This window comes from Streptomonospora sediminis (assembly GCF_054778995.1).
Map to the genome: position 1 here is coordinate 27,512 of NZ_BAAGYZ010000066.1, position 18,228 is coordinate 45,739.

Below are 18,228 nucleotides of genomic sequence, written 5' to 3' on the forward strand. Positions count from 1 at the left end.
CGGGCGGTGCGCCCGCCGTGTGTCCGAAGGTGAGCGGCGCGGCATCTGCGCGGATTGGTACGCTATCAACCTCACGTGCACCATTTTTGGTTTATGGTGCACAACGCCTCTTCATTCCCCCTGAGGGTGCACCCGGGCGCGGAATCCCACCCTATTCCGCGCCGACCGCCGCATGCGGCGGGCCGAGTCGGGTTCGACCCCATAGGCCCAATCGGCTTCACGCGGATCCGGTATCGCCCACGGGGAAACAGGAATCCGGCGGTTGAGGCGGTGAAACACGAAAGGTTGCGAGGGTCCGTGCCGACACGAGCGACAGATGACGGAGGCGGTGCGCCTCCGAGCGCACCGCAAGCCGACCGCGGTGCCGCGCCGGCGGAGCCCCGGCGGCGGTGGTGGTCGCTGCGCGAATGGCGCGTGCGGCCCCGGTTGGTCGCCCTCATCGTGATCCCCACAGCGGTCGCCCTGATCCTGGGCGGCCTGCGGATCTCGGAGAGCATCGTCAACACCGTGACCCACGACCGGATCGAGGGAGCGGCCGCTCTGGGCGAGGCGGTTGTCGGTCTGGCCGCCGAGCTGGGGAGCGAACGGGTGGCGGCCGCCGGCTACATCGCCGACAACCCCAACTACGAGGAGCGCTCCCAGCAGTCGCTGGAGCTGCTCCAGGAGCAGATCCAGGAGAGCCGCCAGGCCCAGCAGGAGGTCCAGAACCTCATCGACGGCATGAGCGACCCCGGTAGCCAGCTGGCAGCCAACCGCCTGAGCAGCATGCAGGCCGCGATGAGCAACCTCGACCGGGTACGCGACGAGGTGCAGAACACCCGCTTGACCGTGCTGCCGATGGCGACCAAGTACGGCCAGGTCCTCGATTCGCTTTCCGACTTCAACCAGACCATCGCAGAGGGCACCAGCGACACCGAGCTGCGCGAGAGCGTGCGGGCGCTGACGGGTATCAGCAAGGCGGGCGAGCAGGTCTCCTACGAGGGCGCGCTCATGCTGCACTCGCTGCTGCGCGGCAACATGTCCGAGGGCATCCGCTCCGAGGTTGAGGACAGCCGCGCAACCTTCGAGAACGAGCGCGAGAACTTCCGAAACAGCGCGACCACCGCCCAGCGCCAGTTCTACGAGGAGACGTTCGTCGGCGCGGAGGTCAGCCAGATGGCCACCACCCGCCTGCGCATCGTCATGCGCGCCCGGGACGGCCAGAACCTCAGCGGGCTGACCCCCGGCGACACCCCCGCGGCCTACGAAAAGGTCGTCGGAGTGGTGCTGGACCGGATGGCCGATATCGAGTCGAACCTCGCCTCCTCGGTCCGCGCCCAGGCCGACGGGCTGCGCACCGGCGCACTGAACCGGGCCGTACTGGAGTCCGCTCTCGTGCTGGCCGTGCTCATCGCCGTCTTCATGCTGACCACCACGGTGGTGCGCTCCCTGGTACGCCCGCTGCGCGTACTGCGGGAGGGCGCACTGCGCGTCGCAGAGGACGACCTGCCCGGCGCGATCTCGCGCATGCAGGAGTCCAGTACGCCGGACGGCGAACCGGACGTCGTACCCATCGAGGTCCTCAGCCGCGACGAGATCGGCGAGGTCGCCCGGTCCTTCGACGAGGTCCACCGCGTGGCGCTGCGCCTGGCATCGGACGAAGCCGCGCTGCGCAGCAACGTCAACGCGATGTTCGTCAACCTCTCCCGGCGCAGCCAGACCCTGGTGGAACGCCAGTTGCGGCTGATCGACGGTCTGGAGCAGGGCGAGCAGGACTCCGAGCGGCTGTCCGACCTGTTCCAGCTCGACCACCTCGCCACCCGCATGCGCCGCAACAACGAGAACCTGCTGGTGCTTTCCGGTCAGGACAACACGCGCAAGTGGGCCCAGCCGGTTCCGCTCGTCGACGTGCTGCGCGGCGCCATCTCCGAGGTCGAGGAGTACGAGCGCATCAACGTGCGGGCACCTTCGCACATCTCGGTGCTGGGCCGCCCGGTCAACGACGTCATCCACCTGGTGGCCGAGCTGGTCGAGAACGCCACGTCCTTCTCCTCCAACGAGTCCCAGGTCGCCGTCAGCGCCCAGGTGCTGGAGAACGGCGGGGTGCGCGTGGAGGTCATCGACAGCGGTATCGGCATGCCGCCGGAGGAGATCCGCGCCGTCAACGAGCGGCTGTCCCAGCCGCCGGTCATCGACGTCGGCGTTTCGCGCCGGATGGGCCTGTTCGTGGTCAGCCGCCTGGCCGCCCGGCACGGTATCCGGGTGCGCCTGGACGAGGCGCACAACGGCGGTGTCACCGCCATCGCGATCTTCCCGCCCGACCTGCTGATCACGCCGGTGGAGCAGCCGCCGGCGCTGGAGGCCCCGGCCCAACCCGGCGCCCCGGACACCTATGCCGAGGCCACGGCGGCGTTCGCGGCCAACCCCGCCCCGCCGGAGCCCTCCATCTGGGGCGAGCGGCGCGAGCCCGCCCAGCCCCAGCTCCCCAAGCGCGACCCGGGCACAAGCAACCGCGCCGGCCAGGCCGCCGAGGAGCACCCGCCCAGCGGTGAGGACCTGTGGTCGGGCAGCGGCTGGAACCTGCCGCCCGCCAACCCCGAACCGAGCCGGCCGCCGCAACCTCCGGCCGCACCGGCCCAGCCTCCGGCCGCACCACCGGCGCAGCCCGCTGAGCCGCCCCGTGCCGAGCAGCCTCCCAGCGCAACGTCGCAGTGGGACGCCTGGGACACCGGGCAGCGGCGCCAGCAGCAACGGCGCCCCGAACCGCAGCAGCGCCCCGAGGAGCAGCAGCGGCAGGACTCGGCATCCGCTGCGCCCTTCGGCCGGCCGGCCGAGGACTCGAACCCCTGGGGCGCCGCGCCGCCCGCGCCGCCCGCATCGGCTCCGGCCGACCGCGGCTGGGCCAACGGCGCCAACGGAACCAATGGTGCCAATGGTGCCAACGGGTACGAGCAGCCCCGCGAGTACCGTCCTCAGGAACACCGCCCCGAGGAGCACCGCGCGCAGGCCGCCGGTGCCGACGGAGGGCGCCAGGAGCGGAACGAGCCCGAGAACCGCGACGGCTACGGCTCGACCGCCTACCTGTCGCGGCGCTACGGCGGCGGCTCGGGTGCAGGCGCCGGGCAGAACACCGTCGTGCCGCCCTCGCCCGAAGGCGGCTCGGAGACCCTGCCGATCTTCGATGCAATAGAGTCCAACTGGTTCCGCCGGCGCAGCGGCGGCCCCGCGGCCGAGCCCGAGACCGGGCCGCTGCCGAGATTCGGAGCCGACCCCGGTGCCGGTGCCGCGGCCCAACGCGGTCGCCCGGAGCAGCCGCAGCAGCGCCCCCAGGCGGCGGAACGGCCGCGCTACGACGCCGCCCCCGCCGAAACGGGCGGCGCGAACGGATCCACTGGGCCCCACGGTGATGAGCACATGCAGCACGACCAGGGCCCGCAGGGCGCCGCCCAGCCGCCGGCCGAACCCCCGGCCCGGCCGCGGGCCGAAACCCCGGCACAGCCCCAGAACGGCACCGATCCTGCTGCCGCGCAGCCCTACCGCACCGAGGACGAGTGGCACTCGGAGGCCGACCGCGGCTGGCAGGCGGCGCAGACCGCCGCCGAGCCCATGGCGGGCGGACTGACGACTTCGGGCTTGCCAAAACGCGTTCCGAAGGCAAACCTTGTGCCCGGAACCGCTCCGACACCGGAGAACGTCAAGCAAGTCCCGACCCGCTCCGCCGACCGGGTGCGCAACCGCTTCTCGGGTTTCCAGCGCGGGGTGCGGGAAGGCCGCAACCAGGCCGGCGATCCGCAGAACGAGGAGAACTAGTGCTCAGTGCGAGTACGGTCAGGCGCGGTCCGACTCGCCGCGGACCCGAACCGAAACCCATCCCCCCACCACCCCGAGGCCCTGACATACCACGGAAAAGCGATGGATTACCATCAGCGGAACGTCCCGTGATGATCAGCAGCAAGCAACCGAATAAGGTCACTACAGGAGCCCACTCGGCCGACGGCCGGCCTGCGGGCCGCCGCCGATCCCCCGGCCGAAACGGACAGGAGAGCAGATGAATCAACCGGTGAACGAGCTCAACTGGCTGATCACTGACTTCGCAAACCGCGTTCCGGATGTTGCGCACGCGATCGTCGTCTCGTCGGACGGGCTCCCACTCGCTTCCTCGACCGGGTTCCCCGCGGACCGGGCCGACCAGTTGGCCGCCATCGCCTCGGGGTTGTCGAGCCTGACCCAAGGGGCCTCCAGGGTCTTCGAGGGCGGCGCCGTCGCGCAGACCGTCGTTGAGATGGAGCGCGGGCTCCTGCTGATCATGTCGATCAGCGACGGTTCCTGCCTGGCCGTACTCGCGGCCGCTGAGTGCGACCTCGGGCTGGTCGCCTATGAAATGACGCTGCTCGTCGAGCGGGCCGGGCGTGCGCTGACTCCAGCGGCGCGTACCTCGGGAATCCACTGAACCACCACCGACAGGAGGACGTGGTGGCACCTCACAGTCGAGATGCCGGGAACGCCTCGTGGTTCGGGCAGCAGCAGTCCGCCGGCGCCGCCAGGCCGCCGGCGGCCGGCCCGGGCGGCGCGGACGTTCCACGACCAACCCAGAACAACGCCGACCAGCAGGCGGCGGCCAACAGCTCCCACAGTTCCCTGGTGCGCCCCTATGCTGTGACCAAGGGGCGCACCAAGCCGAAGTCCCAGTTGCCACTGGAGACCCTGATCTCCTCGACCGACACGGCGCGCGCCGAATCGGGGACCCTCACTCCCGAGTGCCAGGCCATCAGCGATCTGTGCCGCGAATGGCGCTCCGTGGCCGAGGTTTCGGCACTGCTGCGTATTCCGCTCGGTGTCGCGCGGGTGCTCGTTGCGGACATGTCCGAACAGGGACTGCTGCAGATCAGGTCGTCGAACAACACCGACAGTCGGCCCAACGCCAACCTTCTTGAAAGGGTGCTCAGTGGACTTCGCAAGCTCTAGCGCGGCCGACGAGGGCGCTGCCGCGGCGAGTGCGATGACGTCGGTCAAGATCGTCGTCGCCGGAGGCTTCGGTGTCGGAAAGACGACCTTCGTCGGCTCCGTCTCCGAGATCGTGCCGCTGACCACCGAGGCGGTCATGACCAGCGCCAGCGTCGGGGTCGACGACCTCGCCAAGACGCCGGACAAGCAGACCACCACCGTGGCGATGGACTTCGGCCGGGTGTCCCTGGACTCCGACCTGATCCTCTACCTGTTCGGTACCCCGGGCCAGCACCGCTTCTGGTTCATGTGGGACGACCTGGTCAAAGGCGCCATCGGCGCCGTGGTACTGGTCGACACCCGCCGCTTGGCCGACTGCTTCCCGGCCATCGACTACTTCGAAGAGGCGCGGCTGCCCTTCATCGTGGCGATCAACGGCTTCGACGGGTACTACCCGCACGCCGCCGCCGAGGTACGCGACGCACTCACCCTCAGCCCGGAGATCCCCATCGTCCAGCTGGACGCGCGCGACCGATCCTCCACCAAGCAGACCCTCATCACCCTGGTGGAGCACGCCATCACCGTCGGAGACCCCGGCAGTGCGGGCCAGCCCACGTCAACGGGCGGGCAGGGCTCCTGGAGGTAAGCCGGGCCGGCCGGGCATCCGGAGGCAGGCAACGATATGCGGGCCGGCGCCCGACCCGCCGCGGGTCGGCGCGGCCCCGGCACGGGCCGGCGGGATGACCCGCCGGCCCGTGCCGTTCGTGCTCGGGGCGGTGCCCGCCACGAGGTGGCGGTGCCGGTGCCCGCGGCGGCTTACACGGTTGTGCCCGTACCCGTTTGCATGGCCACGGCGCGAACCGGTGCGCCGTCGCCGCTGCTGAGGTGGATCGGCAGGGCGCAGAACAGCGGGTCGGCGAAGTCGATCCCCTCCAGGCCGCAGAGGTTCTCGATGATGGTGCCGCCCGCTCCCAGCACGGCCAGGTGTGCCGCCCAGTCGCCCTGCGGATGCGGGCCGTGCGGTGTGGAGTCGGGGCTGGGCGCGTCGATGCCCACGCAGCGGACCCCCGAATCTGCGAGCAGCCGCGCCGCCGAGCCGTCGAGATAAGGGTGGTCGAAGTAGCGCGGCGTGCCGTAGTAAGCCGCCCACCCCGTGTGCACCAGCACCACCGCACCCGGCACGAAACGGTCGCGCCAGGCACCGAGGTCATCGGCGGTGATGGGGGAGCGGTCGGCGCGTCCGGTCGCCTCGACCACCACCGCGGGCCCGGTGAACCGCTCCAACGGCAGTTCCTGCAGCCGCGGGCCGTCCGGGAGGAAGTGGTAAGGCGCGTCGGCGTGGGTACCGCTGTGCGAGCTCATGTGCACGCCCGTGGAGTTGTACCCGTCGGCTGCGACTGTGGCCGAGCGCTCCAGGTGCGGCTGGAGGTCGCCCGGAAAGGCCTGGGTCTCGGGGCCGATCGGCCTGCTCAGGTCGACGATGCGGATGATGCGGGTGCTGTGCACGGATGTCCTCTCTCAGCTCGCGCGCCGGCGCCGGCCCGGCGCCGCGGTACCGGCACCCGCGACCCTGTGGACAAGGGGTGCGCCGCAGGCGCTGAGGAGGCAAGATAGCAGGCGATGACTTCCGACCCTTCCCAGGACCAGCCCGATCCCGGCGCCAACGCCATGACCGACCGCTTCCACTCGGCCGGCGAACGCATCCTCGACGCGCTGCTCGAGGACGCCCCCGAATGGGCCGACGAACTCGGCGACCACCGCTTCGCCGACCGGCTCCCGGATCACTCCGCCGATGCCGATTCCCGGCGGGCCGGCGTGCTCACCGACGCCCTCGGCGCCCTCGACGAAATCGACGACCTGCTGCTGCCCCCGGCCGACCGTGTCGACCTTGAGATGCTGCGCAACCGCGTTTTCGCCGACCTGTGGCAGCTCACCGAACTCCGCCCGCAGACCTGGGACCCCCTGCTGCACCTGCCCGGCGACGCCCTTTACGGCCTGATCGCCGGCGAAGACCTGCCCGCCGGCGACCGCCTGCGCGCCCTGACCGCGCGCTGCGCCGCCGTCCCCGACTTCCTCGACACCGCGCGCACCCGCCTCGCCGGCGGCCCCGGCATGCCGCGTGTGCACGTGCAGACCGCCGCCGACCGTGCTGCGGGCATCCTCGGCCTGCTCAGCGGCGGCATCGACACCCTCCTCGAACAGGTGCCGTCCCTGCGCGCCGAAATCGACCCCGCCCGCGAATCCGCCGCCGCTGCGCTGCGCCACCACATCGACTGGCTGGGTTCGCAGGTCGACACCGCCGATTCCGATCCCCGCCTGGGCGCCCGCGACCACGCCGCCCGGCTCTGGTACACGCTCGACTCCGAGCTCTCCCAGGACGCCCTGCTCACCCGCGCCGAAAGCGATCTCCTCGCCACCGAAGAAGCCATCGCCGAGGCCGCATCCGACTTCGCCGGCGCACCGCCCCACCCGGGCCAGGTCCGCGAGGTCCTCGACCGCATCGCCGCCGATGCCGCCACCACCGAACACACCGTGCGCCCCGCCTGCGAACAGGCGCTGGAGCACCTCGTCGGCCGCGTCCGCGAACTCGACTTCGCAACCATTCCCGACCACGCGGTGCGCGTCATCCCGATGCCCGAATCCCGCTGCGGCATGGCCGTGGCCTATTGCGATCCGCCCGGCCCGCTCTCGCCGGCGCCGGAACGCCCCACCCTCGTCGCCGTCGCGCCGCCGCCCGCCGACTGGCCCGCCGAACGCCAGGCGTCGTTCTACCGCGAATACAACGCGGCCATGCTGCGCGAACTCATGGTCCACGAGGGCGTACCCGGCCACGCACTGCAGCTCGCCCACGCCGCGCGCTACTCCGGCGGCACCCGGCTGCGCCAAGCGTTGAGCAGCCACACCTTCATCGAAGGCTGGGCCGTCTATGCCGAAGAAGCCCTGCAGAACGAGGGCTGGTGCGCCGACGACCCCGACCTCAACCGGCGGCTGCGGCTGGTCCAGCTCAAGACCCGGCTGCGGATGATCATCAACGCCATCCTGGACGTCCGTGTCCATGCCCGCGGCATGACCGAATCCGAGGCCATGTCGCTGCTCACCGAACGCGGGCACCAAGAAGAGGGCGAGGCCGCCGGCAAGTGGCGCCGCGCCCAGCTCTCCAGCGCGCAGCTGTCCACCTACTACGTCGGTTACCAGGAGGTCGCGGCCATCGTGCGCGATCTCGGCGCCGCGCGGCCAGGCGCCTCCACCCGCGAAATCCACGACACCGTGCTGTCCCACGGATCGCCGGCACCGCGCCATCTGCGCACACTGCTGGGGCTGCCACCGGCCTGATCCGGCCGCGCGCGCCCGGCGGGTGCCGGCCGAACCCACACCTCGGGATGCCCTAGACTCCTGACGCCCGCCCCTGCCCCCCGGCCCCCTGATTCCCGAATCCCCGGAGCTGACGACACCGCCATGACCACTGACCTGATCATCGGATTCTTCACGCTCACAGCGCTGGAGATCGTCCTCGGCATTGACAACCTCGTCTTCATCTCGATTCTGGCGAACAAGCTGCCCGAGAGCCAGCGCGCCCGCGCGCGCCAGCTCGGCATCGGTCTGGCGCTGATCAGCCGGCTGCTCCTGCTCGGTTCCATCACCTGGATCATGCGGTTGACCGAGCCGCTGTTCACCGTCGTCGGGGTCGAGTTCAGCGGGCAGTCGCTCATTCTGCTCGTCGGCGGCCTGTTCCTCATCGGCAAGGCCACCTACGAGATCCACGAAAGCCTCGAAGGCGAAGAAGGACACGCCGGCTCGCAGGTCCGCGCGGCCATGGGCGCGGTGCTGATCCAGATCGTTGCGCTCGACATCGTCTTCTCGCTCGACTCGGTCATCACCGCCGTGGGCATGATCGGCGACCAGCCCAACGGCATCTGGGTCATGGTCGCGGCCGTCGTCATCGCCGTGATCGTCATGCTCGCGCTCGCCTCGCCGCTCAGCCGCTTCGTCAACGCACACCCCACGGTCAAGATGCTGGCGCTGGCGTTCCTGCTGCTCATCGGCATGACCCTGGTCGCCGACGGGCTCGGCTTCCACGTGCCCAAGGGCTACATCTACGCCTGCATGGGCTTCTCGCTGTTCGTTGAGATCCTCAACCTGCTGCGCCAGCGCGCCCGCGGCAAGCCGGTCAAGCTGGCCAGCCGCTACTCCGAGGACGACGGCAGCGCCGGCTCCGGCGGCCCTGACACGGCTCCCGCCGCGGTCGGCGGAACCTCCGGCTCCGCGGCCGAGGACGCGGCACCGGCGCCCGCAGCGGAGTCCGCCGAGAAATCCGCCGAGTGACCTCTGCGCCCGCGCACGGTTCGGTTCCGCGGCGCCGCGCCTCATATGCTGGAGACCAGTAGACAGCGCGGCGCCGTCCGGGCCGGGCCGCGGCGCCGTCCCCGGCGCCGCTACACGACACGGTGAGGTGAGCACACCATGAACGAAGCCGACCGGGATGCCCCCTTCGGCGACCCCGACGGCTTCGAACGCCTGTGGACCCCGCACCGGATGGCCTACATCAAGGGCGAGAACAAGCCCAGCGGCCCCGCACCCGGCGACGACTGCCCGTTCTGCCGCGCACCCGGGCTTTCCGACTCCGAAGGCCTCGTGGTCGCCCGCGGCAAGGCCGCCTACGCCGTGCTCAACCTCTACCCCTACAACAGCGGGCACCTGCTCATCTGCCCCTACCGCCACGTCGGCGACTACACCGACCTCGACGACTCCGAGGCCGCCGAGTTCGCCCTGCTCACCCAGGCCGGTATCACGGCAGTGCGCAACGCCTTCACCCCGCAAGGCTTCAACATCGGCATGAACCTCGGTTCCGCGGCCGGCGCCGGTATCGCCGCGCACCTGCACCAGCACATCGTGCCCCGCTGGGAAGGCGACACCAACTTCATGCCCGTCATCGGGCGCACCAAGGTCCTGCCGGAGCTCCTCCAGCAGACCCGCGAATCCCTCGCCCAAGCCTGGCCCGATGCCTGAAGCGAGCGCCCCGGAGGTGAGCACCATGGCCACGCAGCATCCCGCACCCGTGCTGGTCTTCGACGGCGACTGCGGCTTCTGCACCAGCAGCGTCCACTTCGCCCGCCGCTTCGTCGAGCCGCGGCTGCATACGGTGCCCTGGCAGCACAGCGACCTTTCGCCGGCCACCCAGGGCCGCGCGCAGGAGGAGGTCCTGCTGCTGGACGCCGCAGGCAAGCGCATCTGGGGCGGCATCGACGCCATCGGCGTGCTGCTGCTGTCCAGCGGCCGCCCGGTATGGCCCGTCGCCGGCTGGCTGCTGCGCCTGGCACCCCTGCGCGCGCTCGGCGCCGCGGCCTACCACTGGATCTCCGGCCACCGGCACATGATGCCCGGCGGCACCCCCGCCTGCCGCCTGGACCGGCCGGAGCACGGTTCGTGACCCCAAGCGGCGCGCCTTCCGGTTGACGGCGCCCCGGAGTGCCGTGCGGCCGGCGCCCCCGCCTCCGCCATACGATCTTGAGGGATCATGCTGAGATACCTGCGTCCCCTGTCCGACCGGATGCTGCTGCCGCTGGGCCGGCTGCTGGCCCGGCTCGGTGTCACACCGAGCATGGTCACCATCGTCGGCGCCTTCGGCGTCGTCGTCAGCGCACTCGTCTTCTACCCCCTGGGATATCTCTACGTCGGTTCGGTGATCGTCACCATCTTCGTGTTGCTGGACATGCTCGACGGTGCGGTCGCCCGCGCCTCCGGCCGCACCAGCAAGTGGGGGGCCTTCCTCGACTCCACCCTCGACCGCCTCTCCGACGCCGCGATACTCAGTGGGCTGACGGTGTGGTTCTTCGGGGCCGGCGACGACCTCATCCTGGGCTGTGTAACCCTGTTCTGCCTGGTCAGCGGGTTCGGTGTCTCCTACATCAAGGCGCGTTCCGAGGCGTTGGGCGCCAACTGCGATGTCGGGGTCGCCGAACGTTCCGAACGGCTGGTGGTCATCCTGGTCGCCGTAGGCCTGGGCGGGCTGGGCGTGCCCTACGTGATGCCCGTCGGGCTGTGGCTGCTGGCCGCGATCAGCGGGGTCACCATCGTGCAGCGGCTCATCGAGACCTACAACCGGCTCACCCGGCCGCGCAGCACCGCCGACGCCGACGACACCGGAGCCTTCTGAGAGGCGGTCGGGCAATGGGCGAACGCGTTGCGGCGGCGCTGTACATCCTGTGCTGGGCGCTGCTGCGGCGCGTACCCGAGCGCGCAGGACGCGCAGCCTTCCGCGCCGCCGCCGACCGTTCGTGGCGGCGCCGCAGCGCAGGTGTGCTGCGACTGGAGGCCAACCTGGCGCGTGCGGCCGGGCCCGCGGCCGCTCCCGAGCACATCCGCGCGCTCTCCCGTGCCGGAATGCGCTCCTACCTTCGCTACTTCTACGAAATGTTCACGCTGCCCGCCCTCACCCGCGAGCAGGTCCTGGCCCGGGTCGACTGCACCGGCGCCGAAGCCGTCCGCAGCAACACCGCCGCCGGGCGCGGGGTGGTCGCCGCCCTGCCGCACATGGGCAACTGGGACCTGGCGGGGGCGTGGATCACCCACTGCGGCATCCCGCTGACCACGGTGGCCGAGCGGGTGCGCCCCGAGGCCCTGTTCGAACGGTTCGCGGCCTTCCGCGAAGGCATCGGCATGGAAGTCCTGCCGCTGACCGGCGGCCCCGGCCACAGCGCCGGGGTCCTCGCCCGCCGGCTGCGCAGCGGGCGGCTCGTCTGCCTGCTCGCCGACCGCGACCTGACCGAAAGGGGGGTGGAGGTCGACCTCTTCGGCCACCGCGCCCGGATGCCCGCCGGTCCTGCGGCACTGGCCGAGCGCACCGGCGCCGCTCTGCTGCCGGTGACCCTGTGGTATGCGGGCGAACGCATGCGGGTGCACATCCACCCGGAGATCCCGGTGCCGGCCGCCGGCGGGCGCAGCGAGCGGGTGCAGGCCATGACCCAGGAGCTGGCGCGGGTGTTCGAGAACGCCATCGCCGAGCACCCCCAGGACTGGCACATGCTCCAGCGGGTCTTCACCGCCGACCTGCCGCCCCGTGAGAATCCGGGTTCCGCGGGTAGCGGACCGGTGTCCCCCGCCGTACCGGGGTCCCCGGCTCCGCGGCGCGGTCCCAGCCGGAGTCGGAGGCGAATGAGGCCATGAGGGTCGGTCTGGTCTGCCCCTACACCTGGGAGGTCCCCGGCGGCGTCAAGCAGCACGTCGGCGACCTCGCCGAAGCCCTGCTGCACCTGGGGCACGAGGTGTCGGTCCTGGCACCGTGCGACTCCGAGGCCGAGCTTCCGCCCTACGTGGTCTCGGCCGGGCGCGCCGTGCCGGTCCCCTACAACGGGTCGGTGGCGCGGCTGTCGTTCGGATTCCGCGCCGCCGGGCGGGTGCGCCGCTGGATCCGCGAGGGCGCCTTCGACGTGCTGCACGTGCACGAACCCGCGGCGCCCAGCCTGTCGCTGCTGGCGTGCTGGGTGGCCGAGGGCCCGATCGTGGCCACGTTCCACGCCGCCAACCCCCGTTCGCGGGCGCTGGCCGTGTCAGCGGGCGCACTGCAGCCCGCCCTGGAGAAGATCAACGGCCGCATCGCGGTCTCCGACGCCGCACGCAGGACCCTCGTGGAACACTTGGGCGGCGACGCGGTGCTCATCCCCAACGGTGTGGCCGTCGACCGATTCGCCGAGGCCCGCCCCTTTGACGGCTGGCCGGGCGAAGGCGGCGCGATCGGTTTCCTGGGCCGGCTCGACGAACCCCGCAAGGGCCTGGGCGTGCTGCTGGAAGCGTTCGGCATGCTCGGCGCCAGCCGGCCCGGCCTGCGGCTGCTGGTAGCGGGTCCCGGAACCAACGGCGACATCCGCGAACGCGTGCCGGCCGGGTTGCGCGAACGCGTGGTGGTGCCGGGCCTGCTCGACGATGTCGACAAGGTGCGCGCCTACCACTCGGTCGACATTTTCTGCGCGCCCAACCTCGGCGGCGAGAGCTTCGGCATCGTACTCGCCGAGGCGATGTCGGCCGGGGCGCCGATCCTGGCCAGCGACATCCCCGCCTTCTCGCAGGTGCTGCGCGCAGGCGAGGCCGGCCACACGTTCGCCGTGGGCGATGCCCGCGACCTGGCCCGCGGCGCCGAGCAACTCCTGGACGACCCGGCACGCCGCGAGACACTGTCGCACGCGGCCCGCGCGGCCGTGCGCGCCTACGACTGGCGCACGGTGGCGACCGACGTCGTCCGCGTCTACGAGACCGTGCTGTCCGGAGGCGGCGGCCGGCAGCCGGTCACCGCCGGGCGCCGGGAAAGCGTGTAGCCGGCGATGCCCGGATGGACCTCCGCCGTTGCCCTGGCCGTTGCGGCGCTGGTGCTGCTGTCGGCGTACGTGTCGTGGCGGGCCGGGCGGCTGGACCGGCTGCACACCCGGGTCGAGACCGCCTACGCCGCACTGGATGCGGCGCTGCTGCGGCGCGGGGCGGTCGTGCTGGAGCTGGCATCGTCGCCTGCGCTGGAACCGGCCTCGGCGGTGCTGCTGGGTGACGCCGCCGGCCAAGCGCGGCGCGCGCACGGGCGCGGCCGCAGCGCGCGCGAGCTCGCCGAAAGCAACCTTTCGCGCGCCCTGCGGGCGGTGGTGGACGAACCCGGCTTCGCCACCGAACTGGCCCTGTCCCACGGCGGCAACGAGGACGTGTTCGCCGAGGTCGAGGCGGCGGCCAAACGCGTGCTGCTGGCCCGGCGCTTCTACAACGACGCCGTGGCCGGAATCCGCGAGGCCCGGTCGAGCCGGTTGGTGCGGCTGCTGCGGCTGGCCGGCAGCGCCCCGATGCCCGAGTTCTTCGAGATGGACGACGAACCGCCGGCAGGCGCCGTGCCGTGACCGTGCCGCGCGGCGCCCGAGCGGGCGGCGGCGGGCATCCGCGTGCGGCATGCCGTGTCCGCGTCGGCTCGCGCCCGCTCGCGCCCTGCTCGCGCCGGGCCCGTCCGCGCCGTGCCGGCACCCGGCTGGAACACCAGCGCCCTGCGCACTGTTGACGACCACAGAAGCCATACGAACGGGTGAACTACCATGGGATCGGGGACACCACCCGGACCGTGCCGCTGACGTGCCCCGTTCCGTCTCCGGCACACCCGCCCGTCCCCGCACCCCGCCCGCCCGAGCCTTGGGAGTCCGCAACCGTGACCAGCACCGTTGACACTACGGCCGGCAGCGCCGGCAGCGCCGTCGGCACCACCCGCGTCAAGCGCGGGATGGCAGAGCAGCTCAAAAACGGCGTGATCATGGACGTGGTCACGCCCGAGCAGGCCCGCATCGCCGAGGACGCCGGAGCCGTGGCGGTCATGGCCCTGGAGCGGGTGCCCGCCGACATCCGCCAGCACGGCGGTGTGGCGCGCATGTCCGATCCCGACATGATCGACGGCATCATCGAGGCCGTCTCCATCCCGGTCATGGCCAAGGCCCGCATCGGCCACTTCGTCGAGGCCCAGGTGCTGGAGTCCCTCGGCGTCGACTTCATCGACGAGTCCGAGGTCCTCACCCCCGCCGACGAGGCCTACCACGTCGACAAGTGGGCCTTCACCGTTCCGTTCGTCTGCGGCGCCACCAGCATCGGCGAGGCCCTGCGCCGCATCGCCGAGGGCGCGGCCATGATCCGCTCCAAGGGCGAGGCCGGCACCGGCAACGTCGTCGAGGCCACCCGCCACATGCGCTCCATCCGGCGCGAGATCAGCCGGCTGGGCACCCTCGACGAAGCCGAACTGTTCGGCGCCGCCAAGGAGATCCAGGCCCCCTATGAGGTCGTCAAGGAGGTCGCCCGCCTCGGCAAGCTGCCGGTGCCGCTGTTCTCGGCGGGCGGTGTGGCCACGCCCGCCGACGCCGCGCTGATGCGCCAACTCGGCGCCGAAAGCGTGTTCGTGGGATCGGGCATCTTCAAGGCGGGCAACCCCGCCAAGCGGGCCGACTCCATCGTCCAGGCCACCCTGCACTACCGCGACCCCGAGGTCATCGCGAAGGTCTCGCGCGGCCTCGGCGACGCCATGGTCGGCATCAACCTCGACGACCTGGACGAAAACGAGCGCTACGCCGGGCGCGGCTGGTAAACACCCGCCAACCCGGACCCGGCCGCCGGCGCGGCCCGCGGCCGAGCCGGCGGCCGGGCGGTCCGCGCCTACCGCCGCGCCGCAGGCCGGCGGCGCACCCGCGCAACCCCGGCAATGCCATCGAAGCGAGGAAGCAGTTGACCGCGACACCCACCATCGGCGTACTCGCCCTGCAGGGCGACACCGCCGAGCACCTGCGCGTGCTCGGCGGGCTGGGCGTGGCGGCCCGGCCCGTGCTGCACCCCGCCGACCTCGACCGGGTGGACGGCCTGGTTCTGCCCGGCGGCGAATCCACCACGATGGCCAAGCTCGCCGCGCGCTACGACCTCATGGAGCCGCTGCGCAAGCACATCGGCGAGGGCCTGCCCGCCTACGGCACCTGCGCAGGGATGATCCTGCTCGCCGACCGGGTCCTCGACGGCGCCGCCGACCAGCAGACCATCGGCGGGCTCGACATCACCGTGCGGCGCAACGCCTTCGGCCGCCAGCACGAGTCCTTCGAGGGCGGGGTCGACATCGACGGTGTCGGCGGTGGCGCCTTCGAGGCGGTGTTCATCCGCGCGCCCTGGGTCGAATCCGTCGGCGGCGGGGTGCGGGTCCTCGGCCAGATCGCCTACGGTGAGCGTGCCGGTAGGATCGTCGCGGTACGACAGGGCGGCCTGCTGGCCACCTCTTTCCACCCCGAACTCACCGGTGACCCGCGGATACACCGGCTCTTCGTCGACATGGTGAAAGGACAGGCATGAGCGGCCACTCCAAGTGGGCCACCACCAAGCACAAGAAAGCCGTCATCGACGCGAAGCGGAGCAAGCTCTTCGCCAAGCTCATCAAGAACGTCGAGGTGGCTGCGCGAATGGGCGGCGGGGACCCCGATGGCAACCCCACGCTGTTCGACGCCATCCAGAAGGCGAAGAAGAGTTCGGTTCCGCTGGACAACATCGAACGTGCGCGCAAGCGCGGTTCCGGCGAAGAGGCCGGCGGCGCCGAATGGCAGACCGTCATGTACGAGGGCTACGCCCCCGGCGGCGTCGCGCTGCTCGTCGAGTGCCTCACCGACAACCGCAACCGCGCCGCCTCCGACGTGCGGGTGGCGGTCACCCGCAACGGCGGTTCGATGGCCGACGCCGGATCGGTGTCCTACATGTTCAGCCGCAAGGGCGTGGTGATCGTGCCCAAGGAGGGCACCAGCGAAGACGAGATCACCCTCGCGGTGGTCGAGGCCGGCGGCGAAGGCGTCAACGACCTGGGCGAGTCCTTCGAGGTCGTCAGCGAGCCCAACGACCTTGTCAGCGTGCGCACCGCGCTGCAGGAAGCCGGCATCGACTACGAGTCCGCCGACAGTTCCTTCCTGCCCAGCGTCGAGATCCCGGTGGGCGAGGACGACGCCAAGAAGGTCATGCGCGTGGTCGACGCCCTTGAGGACTGCGACGACGTGCAGAACGTGTTCACCAACGCCGACATCTCCGACGAAGTACTGGAGAAGATCGGATAGCGCAGCGCGCCGCACCGCGAGCGCACTTTCGCCGCACGCCCCGCACCCGGGTTCCGGACGCGGGGCGTGCGGCGTTTCGGGTGCCCGGCCAAGGGCGGCGGTGGTGCCGCCGGCTCCAGCGGGCGGCCACCGCTGCGGCCCGCCGCCCGCGGTTGCGGTGGCGCGCACCGGGGCGAGGTGGGAACCGGTATGGTGACCACTCCCCGCCGGTGTCCATGATCGAGGAAGCACGCCATGACCCCCTCAGGCGAGAACCCGTACGAACCCGGTCACCCCGGATACTCCCGTCAGCCCGAGCCCGGCCACCCGGGCCAACCCGGCGATCCCGGCAGCACCGGCCACCCCGGTCAGCCGGGCTGGTCCGGCCCGCAGCAGCCGCCCCCGCACTCCTACGCCGCGTCCGGCCCCGGCTCGGCGCCGCCCGCCCCGGGATTCTTCGCGGCGCTGTTCGACTTCGAATTCCGCAGCTTCGCCACCACCCGGATCGTCAAGGCGCTGTTCGTCCTCTGGCTGGTGCTGATCGGAATCTCCACCCTCAGCGGGATGGTCGGTGCGTTCGGCCAGATGGCCATGAACCCGCTGGCCGGGCTGCTCTCGCTCCTGGGCTCCCTGGTCGGCGGCGCCGTGGCGGTCCTGCTGACCCGGGTGGGGCTGGAGGTGCTGGTTGTGCTGTTCCGTATCAGCGAAGACCTCTCCGCAATCCGCGCCCGCCGCTGAACAGGAACCTTTCAGCCCGCTGACCGGGACCGTCACCCGCGAGTTCGCGCTGACGCTGTTCGGCACCGCCGGCCCCGCACCGCGATCCTGCCGACCAGCGCCCTGATATGCGGGATGGTGGCGTTGGCGGTGGTGGCCGGTCTGCTGTACAACGGGTTCGCGGTGGTCATGGCGGCGGTGTCGGCGTTGTGACCGCACGGCGCGCGACCCGCGGCGCCCGCCGGTGCAACAACGGCACAGGCGGTGCGCCGCGGCGGCCCCGCCCCCGGGCGGACGCGCCGGGAGGCGGGGAGACGCGGTGTCGGTCCTTCCCGGTAGGCTCGGAGCCTGCGAACGGGCGTTCGACGTGTTCGGCACGTTCGCCGCGTCCGGCAACGCCGCCGCGGCGATCGGCGGGCGCAACCGCCCGGCCGGCGCCGGCGAGGGAGGAGCAGGGTGCGAGTCATGGGTGTCGATCCGGGGCTGACCCGATGCGGGGTGGGCCTGGTCGACGGTGCGATCGGCCGCCCGCTGTCGCTGGTATCGGCCGGGGTGGTGCGCACCGACCCCGGAAGCGACCTCGCCGACCGGCTGCTGGGCATCGAGCGCGGCATCGAGAGCTGGCTGGACACCCACGCCCCCCAAGCCGTCGCGGTCGAACGCGTCTTCGCCCAGCACAACGTCAGCACCGTCATGGGCACCGCCCAGGCCAGCGCCATCGCCATCACCTGCGCGGCGCGGCGCGGCCTGTCGGTCGCGCTGCACACACCCAGCGAGGCAAAGGCGGCCATCACCGGCAGCGGACGCGCCGACAAGGCGCAGGTGCAGGCCATGGTCGCCAAGTTGCTGCGGCTCGACACCGCCCCCAAACCCGCCGACGCCGCCGACGCCGTCGCACTGGCCATTTGCCACATCTGGCGCGGCGGCGCCCAGGCCCGCATAGCCCGGGCCCAGCAGGACTTCGCCCGCAAGGTCGAGCTTGCCCGCCGCCCCGGAACGACCCCCGACCCCCAGGGAAGGTGACCTG

19 protein-coding genes are annotated in these 18,228 nt (G+C 71.7%); 18 read left to right on the plus strand and 1 reads right to left on the minus strand.

Annotated features, from left to right (window positions below):
- Positions 1 to 297: 297 nt before the first annotated feature.
- The 4 genes from ACYVD5_RS12870 (at position 298) to ACYVD5_RS12885 (ending at position 5,569) form a co-directional block, all read left to right on the plus strand.
- Positions 298 to 3,789, plus strand: coding sequence for a sensor histidine kinase (locus ACYVD5_RS12870; protein ID WP_461001235.1), 3,492 nt, complete (start codon positions 298 to 300; stop codon positions 3,787 to 3,789).
- A 238-nt stretch (positions 3,790 to 4,027) separates the two neighbouring features.
- Positions 4,028 to 4,429 (plus strand): roadblock/LC7 domain-containing protein, encoded by a 402-nt coding sequence (locus ACYVD5_RS12875; protein ID WP_040275589.1) that lies wholly within the window; start codon positions 4,028 to 4,030, stop codon positions 4,427 to 4,429.
- Between the two features lie 23 nt (positions 4,430 to 4,452).
- On the plus strand, positions 4,453 to 4,944 hold the full coding sequence (locus tag ACYVD5_RS12880; RefSeq protein WP_461001236.1) for a DUF742 domain-containing protein: 492 nt from the start codon (positions 4,453 to 4,455) through the stop codon (positions 4,942 to 4,944).
- 34 nt (positions 4,945 to 4,978) lie between these two features.
- Complete coding sequence (locus ACYVD5_RS12885; protein WP_461001292.1) at positions 4,979 to 5,569, plus strand: GTP-binding protein; 591 nt, start codon at positions 4,979 to 4,981, stop codon at positions 5,567 to 5,569.
- A gap of 170 nt (positions 5,570 to 5,739) precedes the next feature.
- Here ACYVD5_RS12885 and ACYVD5_RS12890 read toward each other — a convergent pair whose 3' ends face one another.
- Entirely contained in the window at positions 5,740 to 6,429 is a 690-nt protein-coding gene (locus ACYVD5_RS12890; RefSeq protein ID WP_461001237.1) for a cyclase family protein, read from the minus strand.
- 162 nt (positions 6,430 to 6,591) lie between these two features.
- Here ACYVD5_RS12890 and ACYVD5_RS12895 point away from each other — a divergent pair, with 162 nt between their 5' ends.
- The 14 genes from ACYVD5_RS12895 to ruvC all read left to right on the plus strand — a co-directional run bounded on the left by ACYVD5_RS12895 (position 6,592) and on the right by ruvC (position 18,224).
- Positions 6,592 to 8,256: a DUF885 domain-containing protein gene (locus ACYVD5_RS12895; protein WP_461001293.1), complete on the plus strand. Its 1,665-nt coding sequence runs from the start codon at positions 6,592 to 6,594 to the stop codon at positions 8,254 to 8,256.
- 123 nt (positions 8,257 to 8,379) lie between these two features.
- Positions 8,380 to 9,246, plus strand: a complete 867-nt coding sequence (locus tag ACYVD5_RS12900) for a TerC family protein (protein WP_461001238.1) — start codon at positions 8,380 to 8,382, stop codon at positions 9,244 to 9,246.
- 138 nt (positions 9,247 to 9,384) lie between these two features.
- Positions 9,385 to 9,930, plus strand: a complete 546-nt coding sequence (locus tag ACYVD5_RS12905; protein ID WP_461001239.1) for an HIT family protein — start codon at positions 9,385 to 9,387, stop codon at positions 9,928 to 9,930.
- 25 nt (positions 9,931 to 9,955) lie between these two features.
- The gene (locus tag ACYVD5_RS12910) at positions 9,956 to 10,351 is read left to right on the plus strand and encodes a thiol-disulfide oxidoreductase DCC family protein (RefSeq protein WP_461001240.1); all 396 of its coding nucleotides are present in this window, start codon (positions 9,956 to 9,958) and stop codon (positions 10,349 to 10,351) included.
- 87 nt (positions 10,352 to 10,438) lie between these two features.
- Positions 10,439 to 11,077: a phosphatidylinositol phosphate synthase gene (gene pgsA, locus ACYVD5_RS12915; protein ID WP_461001241.1), complete on the plus strand. Its 639-nt coding sequence runs from the start codon at positions 10,439 to 10,441 to the stop codon at positions 11,075 to 11,077.
- 14 nt (positions 11,078 to 11,091) lie between these two features.
- Positions 11,092 to 12,087 carry a phosphatidylinositol mannoside acyltransferase gene (locus ACYVD5_RS12920; RefSeq protein ID WP_461001242.1) on the plus strand — a complete coding sequence of 332 codons (996 nt, stop codon included), beginning with the start codon at positions 11,092 to 11,094 and terminating at the stop codon, positions 12,085 to 12,087.
- Positions 12,084 to 13,232, plus strand: a complete 1,149-nt coding sequence (locus ACYVD5_RS12925; protein WP_461001243.1) for a glycosyltransferase family 4 protein — start codon at positions 12,084 to 12,086, stop codon at positions 13,230 to 13,232. Before ACYVD5_RS12920 ends, ACYVD5_RS12925 begins: the two co-directional genes overlap by 4 nt.
- Positions 13,233 to 13,238: 6 nt before the next feature.
- Positions 13,239 to 13,793 carry a hypothetical protein gene (locus ACYVD5_RS12930; protein WP_461001244.1) on the plus strand — a complete coding sequence of 185 codons (555 nt, stop codon included), beginning with the start codon at positions 13,239 to 13,241 and terminating at the stop codon, positions 13,791 to 13,793.
- A gap of 299 nt (positions 13,794 to 14,092) precedes the next feature.
- Positions 14,093 to 15,013 (plus strand): pyridoxal 5'-phosphate synthase lyase subunit PdxS, encoded by a 921-nt coding sequence (gene pdxS / locus ACYVD5_RS12935; protein WP_461001245.1) that lies wholly within the window; start codon positions 14,093 to 14,095, stop codon positions 15,011 to 15,013.
- A 137-nt stretch (positions 15,014 to 15,150) separates the two neighbouring features.
- The gene (gene pdxT, locus ACYVD5_RS12940) at positions 15,151 to 15,759 is read left to right on the plus strand and encodes a pyridoxal 5'-phosphate synthase glutaminase subunit PdxT (RefSeq protein WP_461001246.1); all 609 of its coding nucleotides are present in this window, start codon (positions 15,151 to 15,153) and stop codon (positions 15,757 to 15,759) included.
- Entirely contained in the window at positions 15,756 to 16,505 is a 750-nt protein-coding gene (locus tag ACYVD5_RS12945; RefSeq protein ID WP_461001247.1) for a YebC/PmpR family DNA-binding transcriptional regulator, read from the plus strand. Before pdxT ends, ACYVD5_RS12945 begins: the two co-directional genes overlap by 4 nt.
- 234 nt (positions 16,506 to 16,739) lie before the next feature.
- Entirely contained in the window at positions 16,740 to 17,222 is a 483-nt protein-coding gene (locus tag ACYVD5_RS12950) for a DUF4282 domain-containing protein (protein ID WP_461001248.1), read from the plus strand.
- A gap of 298 nt (positions 17,223 to 17,520) precedes the next feature.
- Positions 17,521 to 17,688: a hypothetical protein gene (locus ACYVD5_RS12955; protein ID WP_461001249.1), complete on the plus strand. Its 168-nt coding sequence runs from the start codon at positions 17,521 to 17,523 to the stop codon at positions 17,686 to 17,688.
- On the plus strand, positions 17,658 to 18,224 hold the full coding sequence (ruvC, locus tag ACYVD5_RS12960; RefSeq protein ID WP_461001250.1) for a crossover junction endodeoxyribonuclease RuvC: 567 nt from the start codon (positions 17,658 to 17,660) through the stop codon (positions 18,222 to 18,224). The genes ACYVD5_RS12955 and ruvC overlap by 31 nt, the downstream gene beginning before the upstream one ends.
- Positions 18,225 to 18,228: the final 4 nt, after the last annotated feature.